7 protein-coding genes, 1 tRNA gene and 1 rRNA gene are annotated in these 6,395 nt (G+C 33.1%); 6 read left to right on the plus strand and 3 right to left on the minus strand.

The features are described 5' to 3' along the window. Positions 1-251 (plus strand): SGNH/GDSL hydrolase family protein (locus tag KBI38_07720; protein MBP8629942.1); only part of this gene is annotated, 251 nt, incomplete at its 5' end. Here the strand turns inward: KBI38_07720 and KBI38_07725 are convergent. Then, entirely contained in the window at positions 244-660 is a 417-nt protein-coding gene (locus KBI38_07725) for a C-GCAxxG-C-C family protein (protein ID MBP8629943.1), read from the minus strand. The genes KBI38_07720 and KBI38_07725 overlap by 8 nt on opposite strands. A gap of 131 nt (positions 661-791) precedes the next feature. On the opposite strand from KBI38_07725, the gene KBI38_07730 reads away from it, so the two are divergent. Next, positions 792-1,196 carry a VOC family protein gene (locus tag KBI38_07730; GenBank protein ID MBP8629944.1) on the plus strand — a complete coding sequence of 135 codons (405 nt, stop codon included), beginning with the start codon at positions 792-794 and terminating at the stop codon, positions 1,194-1,196. Between the two features lie 37 nt (positions 1,197-1,233). Here the strand turns inward: KBI38_07730 and KBI38_07735 are convergent, their stop codons facing one another. Next, positions 1,234-2,931: a bifunctional diguanylate cyclase/phosphodiesterase gene (locus tag KBI38_07735; GenBank protein ID MBP8629945.1), complete on the minus strand. Its 1,698-nt coding sequence runs from the start codon at positions 2,929-2,931 to the stop codon at positions 1,234-1,236. Positions 2,932-2,956: 25 nt separating this feature from the next. After that, entirely contained in the window at positions 2,957-3,589 is a 633-nt protein-coding gene (locus tag KBI38_07740) for a YigZ family protein (GenBank protein MBP8629946.1), read from the minus strand. Between the two features lie 227 nt (positions 3,590-3,816). Here KBI38_07740 and KBI38_07745 point away from each other — a divergent pair, with 227 nt between their 5' ends. The 4 genes from KBI38_07745 to KBI38_07760 form a co-directional block, all read left to right on the plus strand. Beyond that, positions 3,817-5,196: an amino acid permease gene (locus KBI38_07745; GenBank protein ID MBP8629947.1), complete on the plus strand. Its 1,380-nt coding sequence runs from the start codon at positions 3,817-3,819 to the stop codon at positions 5,194-5,196. A gap of 112 nt (positions 5,197-5,308) precedes the next feature. Further along, on the plus strand, positions 5,309-5,866 hold the full coding sequence (locus KBI38_07750) for a biotin transporter BioY (protein ID MBP8629948.1): 558 nt from the start codon (positions 5,309-5,311) through the stop codon (positions 5,864-5,866). A 310-nt stretch (positions 5,867-6,176) separates the two neighbouring features. Beyond that, positions 6,177-6,251: transfer RNA gene (locus tag KBI38_07755), tRNA-Gly, on the plus strand. Between the two features lie 53 nt (positions 6,252-6,304). Further along, a 16S ribosomal RNA gene (locus tag KBI38_07760) occupies positions 6,305-6,395 on the plus strand; the annotation flags it as partial.

Raw genomic sequence — 6,395 nt, forward strand, 5'->3', positions numbered from 1 at the left:
ATCCAGAAAAAATGATTAAAGTTTTGGGTAGTAGACCTGATGCATACTGGAGACAAGAACAAGATAAAGTTAATAGTTGGATTCAACAACAAGAATATAATATAAATGTTCATGATATGATGATAAACAATGAAGGGTTGCTAAAAGAAGATTTATCAGTAGATGGGCTACACCCAGATATTGAAGGGAAAAAAATAATTGGGACAATCATTAATGAGTATATTGATAAAATGAAAATTAGCACTATTTAATAGTGCTAATTTTTTCCTCCAAAATAATCTTATCTAAGATTCTTGCTGCTACCAATATTACTGGTTGGCATTTTAATTCTGGAGTACGGTATTTATCTTTTAGATTATCGCAGTTAATTGAACCCATTTCTTTGTGATAATGATAAAAAAGCTTTTGTGTAAGTTCTTTTATTTTAGTGCTTTCATGCGCAATATCTTTAACATAAAGTGAGCTAAGAATGATGACGCAACCGGTTAAAGCACCACAAATACTTTCTATGCCCATTCCGCCACCGAAGCCTGCAGAAAGTTTAAGGGCGTTTTTATCTAAACCAAGATTATAAGCATGGTTTGCCCCATATACTATTTTTTCAGCACAATTAAAATCCTCTTTATCACCAAAACCTGTTACTAATAACTGTTCTAACATTGAAAAGCCTCCGTGTATAGTGAACTTATGAATAATTATAACAAATTTATTGGAGAATAGTTTTATTTTAGCAGGTTTTTTTATAAAAACAACGAAACAGATATTTATAGAGGTTATGAAGGAGAGATAAGATGAAATCAAACAGAATTGATTTAACGATAAGTACAGAAAAATTACAAGAATCTAAAAACTTTTATATGGAACATTTTAACTTTAAGTTAATGTATGAGAGTGATTGGTATATAGAGTTGTTAGCTCCCAGCATTAATGTAGGAATAAGCTTTACGTTGCCGCAACGAGAAGAGGGTGAGTTTTTTAATGGTAGGGGTTTGATTTTATCATTAGAAGTTAATGATGTTGTAGCTGAATATGAGAGGATAAAAGCAGAAGGTTTATTGATTTACCAAGAAATCCAAGAAAAACCATGGGGGGAAAAAAGCTTTGTTATAAATGATCCTAATGGTGTTCATGTATATATTTATGAAGCAATTGAGCCGACTTTAGAATATAAGAAAGTATATGATTCCTTTAAATAAAAAAAGTGCAAAAATCGCTAAGCGATTTTTGCACTTTTTAATTTATATAATTTGCTTCAACTAACTCGGTTTTAGTTTTAAAGACGTTAGTCATAGCGGTAAATGGCATCGGCTTGCTGAACAAAAAGCCTTGAACATGATTGCATTTTTCTTCTTTAAGAAACTCTAACTGTTCATTTGTTTCGACGCCTTCGGCTACTACTTTTAATTTTAAGTTATGACCTAGACCCAAAATGGCTTTGGCAATATAGGCACCATCTGAATTATTGCTAATATCGCTAATAAAAGAACGATCAATCTTAAGCATATCAACCGGAAATCTCTTTAAATAAATCATTGAAGAATAACCCATCCCGAAATCGTCTAATGAAACTTTGATACCTTTGCTTTTTAGTTCGTTTAAAACATTAGTGGTATAATCAGCATTGCTCATAGCTGCTGTTTCGGTAATTTCGACGGTTAACCATTTAGGATCAAGGTTTGCTTCAGCTAAGCTATCAAAAATGACTTTTTGTAAATTTGCTTGCTGAAATTGCTTGGCTGATAAATTTACTGATACCGGAATTTGTGGCAAGCCCATCTCTTGCCATAGTTTATTATGTCTGCAAGCTGTTTTTATAACCCATTCGCCGATTTTAATAATAGATCCGGTCTCTTCAGCAATTGGAATAAAATCAGAAGGCATAATAAATCCTTTTTCGGGATGATTCCATCTTATTAAGGCTTCGACACCAACAATGTTTCCGGAAATATCAACCTGTGGTTGATAATATAACTCGAATTGATTTTCATTAAGGGCTGTTTGTAAATCAGCTTCTATTTCTAAGCGTTTAGAAAGATTTAACTCCATATCATCACAATAAAACTGGTAATTTTGATTACAACTTTCCCTGGAACGATACATAGCGATTTCGGACATTTTCATTAAAGTATTAGCATCAATGGCATCGTTAGGATAAATTGCTATTCCGGCATTTGTTTTGATGCTAAAGGTTTTACCGTTATAAGATAAAGGATTATGTAATGATGTTAAAATATCTTTAACATTCTCGGTAATTTCTTCGATACTAGCTAAATTAGGTAAAATTATAGCAAACTCATCACCGCCGTAACGGGTAATGTTATTGCTATTAGTCAGTTGTGATTTTAATTTATCAGCAATGGTGATTAACATTTGATCACCAGCCTCATAGCCTAATGTATTATTAATATATTTAAAATTTTGCAGATCAATAAAAACAATCGCCGTTAAATGATCTTTGGACTGGGGTGAATTAATATAAGCTGTTAGTTGTTGCGAAAACAAAGTCCTTTTTGGTATTTTAGTTAAAGCATCATAATTTGATAAAAACTCAACTACTTTTAGCTGTTCATCATGTTTTTGTTGTTGGAGTTTTATTTGAACTGTTTGATGTTCTAAATGCTCTTTATTGGCACTAAGTTCCGAAGACAAAGTCTTTAACGATTCTTCGTGCTCGTGATGTTTTTGATGCAATTTAATCAAATTAGCAATTAATAGACCACTAAACCAGTAAATAAAGAACGCTGTAACTGTTGTTTGGATTAATGTCCGCAATAAAATATCTGTTTCTGTCAACAGATTTGAGCCAAGAAAATAAGAAATGTTTGGGGAAAAAAATAAAAATGTAAAACTACCAATTAAATATATTATCACGAACATAAACGGTAGCTTTGACAGATATTTAGCAAAGAAAACTTTAATAAGTTCACTCATTCTAATATGCACCTCATAATTAAATTTAAATAGGTTCATCCAAAATTACTTCATCAAGTAATTCGATCAAACAATTTGAAGCTGTCCAGTTTACCAAATCCTCTATTAAGGTACTTTCAGAACCAAGGTTAGCCAGTAAGATTAAGGCTACATTTTCAGTAAAATCCTTTTGATAGACCTTGTAACTTGTGAATTTTAAGTTGTTTTCTAAAAGACTTAGTAATGAGTAGTCGATAACGACTTTAACTTTGCGGTAATGAACTCTTGTAACAATTGTGGCAGTCTCAATGCCGATAGTTGCCGATTTGCTATAAGCTCTTATCAAGCCGCCGGCACCTAGTTTGATGCCGCCGAAATATCGAGTTACAACAATAGCGACATTCTTGAGGTTGTTTTTTTTGATAACTTCAAGAATCGGACGTCCGGCTGTGCCACTTGGTTCACCATCATCATCAGCTTTTTGGATTTGATCATTTTCTCCAATAGTATAGGCTGAACAATTATGAGTTGCTTCCCAATGTGTTTTTTTGATTTTTTGAATAAAATCAATTGCTTCAGTTTCACTTTCAACATTAGCAACATAAGATATAAACTTTGACTTGCTAATTTCATATTCGGCTTCGCAGGAGCCACTAATGGTTTTAAAATCAGCTTGCATTTTTTACCCCTAAGAAATTAATACTAAAATATAAGATAATTATATCTTAATTATGACTGTTTGCAATAAAAATCTATTTAAAACGACAAAAAAATACAAAAAATAAAGATAAATAAAATTTTAGTAAAAAAATATAGAAAATAAAGATATTTTATAGTATTCTGTATATACTAAAAACATAAAAAACAAAGAAAGGCTGTGATAAGAGCACTATGAAAGAAGAGGAAATGAATAGGGGATTAAAGATGAGACACCTACAGTTAATTGCTTTAGGTGGTATTATTGGTAGTGGGTATTTTTTAGGAACCGGTTATATTCTTGAAAAAGCAGGACCGGCAGCAATTATATCTTATTTATTAGGTGGAGCTATTGTGTTGGCTGTAATGTTATGTTTGGCGGAATTAGCTGTAGCAAAGCCTGTTTCCAGTTCGTTTGTCACTTATGCCAAGGAGTATATTTCGCCGACCTGGGCGTGTGGTGTGGGTTGGTCGTATTGGTTAAATTGGGTCGCTTATGTGCCGTCAGAAATGATTGCAGCAGGAATAATTATGAATAAATTTGTTCCGGAGGTCGGCCAGGTATGGTGGGCGATATTATTTGGGTTAATCGTAACAGTTATAAACTTGTTTCATGTTGAGAAATTTGGCGAAAGTGAATTTTGGTTAGCTATTGTCAAAGTTGTAGCATTGTTAATGTTTACGGTAATTAGTGCCGGGATTTGTTTTGGGTTTATTGGTAATCAAGGTTTTATTGGAACTAGCGTTTTATTAGGTGCAGGAGGCTTTGCCCCTAGTGGGTATTGGCCAATCGTTCTTACAATGGTAATTATTTTAGTTAATTTTCAAGGTTCAGAAATTATCGGTTTAGCTGCAGGTGAATGTAAGCAACCGGAAAAAAGTATTCCAATAGCAGTCAGAAATGTTACTTGGCGTATTATTGCACTATATATTATTCCAATATCATTATTGATTGCGATTTTTCCTTGGAATGAAGCAACTTTATCGGAAAGTGTGTTTGCGGCAGCACTTAACTCCTATGGTTTTGGTTGGGCAGGGGATTTATTTGCCTTTGTTGTACTAACGGCGGCAATATCTTGTTCTAATTCAGGGTTATATGGTAGTGGTAGAGCTTTGCATGCTTTATCAAAAGAAAATATGGCACCAAAATGGTTAGGACGACTAAATAAAAATGGAATGCCACAAAATTCGATTATTACTTCAGTTTTGGGCTGTTGGTTGATTATTGCAATTTATACCTTGGATTCTAGTAATATGGCATACACCTATTTATTAGCTGTATCAGGATTTACCGGAGCAATGGCTTGGATTTCGATATGTTGGAGTCAATATAATTTCCGCAAGCAAATTATTAAAGATGGACTAGAAGATACATTAAAATATAAGACTCCGTTTTTTCCTTACATCACTTTATTTGGGATTTGGGTTCAAGTTTTTTGTTTAGTGGTTTTAGCATTTACGGATGATTTAAGATCGGCTCTTTATGCCGGTGTACCAATGTTGTTTATACCAATGATTTTGTATAAATATCGTCATAAGTTGAGTATTGCAAAAAATGAACAATTAACCGAACAATTTGCAGAAGATTAATAAAAAGGCAATCGTCAGTAAGAACAGGACGATTGCCTTTTTATCTAAAGTTTTGCTTGAAGTTATAAAAGATGGTAAACTATAAAGAAAAAATGGTTAACGATAGAGGGGTATTAATATGAAAACAAGACAAATGATTTTAATAGCATTATTTGCAGCATTAACTGGTATTGGAGCTTTTATAAAAATTCCAACACCATTAGTGCCATATACCTTACAATATTTGTTTTGTGCATATGCGGGTATATTTTTAGGAAGTAAAGATGGTCTTTACTCACAACTGCTTTATATTACCATTGGATTGGTTGGTTTTCCGATTTTTGCTAGTGGCGGTGGACCGGCGTATGTTTTACAACCGACGTTTGGCTATCTAATGGGTTTTGCAGCAGGAGCTTATGTTATTGGATTGTTAATTAAAAAATTAAAAAACATGTCCTTTATTAAAGTATATTCCATAATAACAATTGGTTTAATGATGGTATATTTATTGGGTGTAAGTTATATGTATTTGATTGTGAACTTTTATCTTAATAAGCAAATGGATATTATGAAAGCAATAGCGGTAGGTTTTACTCCTTATATTGTCTTTGATTTAGGGCTAAACATCCTAATAACTATTACAGCACTAAGGGTAGTGCCAATTTTACGTAGAGCGGGTTATTTAAAATAAGATAATAGTCTGTAGCGATATTATTGTGCTACAGACTATTATTTTTTAAAAAAAATTTAAAAGCATGTTGACATGATAAAATAGCATTGCTATAATAATGAAAGTCGCTAGGAGATACGGCACAAGTTGCTAAATCAAAAGACAATAAAAATAAAAAAACTTGTTGACAACATCAACAAAACCTAGTAAAATAAATATCCGTAGCGGTGCTTAAAGCGTCGCAGCAAAAACACAAAGCTGTTCTTTGAAAACTAAACAATGTAGAGAAATTAATGCCAGATGTGCGGTGCTTAAATAGCACACATAAGGTGCGGAAATAGCTCAGTGGTAGAGCATCGCCTTGCCAAGGCGAGGGTCGCGAGTTCGAATCTCGTTTTCCGCTCCAAACATAATTCTAAGTTATAATTATAAAGAGCCTATTAGGTTCTCTAATAAAATTTATTGGAGAGTTTGATCCTGGCTCAGGACGAACGCTGGCGGCGTGCCTAACACATGCAAGTCGAACGGAGTGTTTATTTATAAACACTTA

The sequence above is a fragment of the Negativicutes bacterium genome (assembly GCA_018052945.1).
Taxonomy (GTDB): Bacteria; Bacillota; Negativicutes; order JAGPMH01; family JAGPMH01; genus JAGPMH01.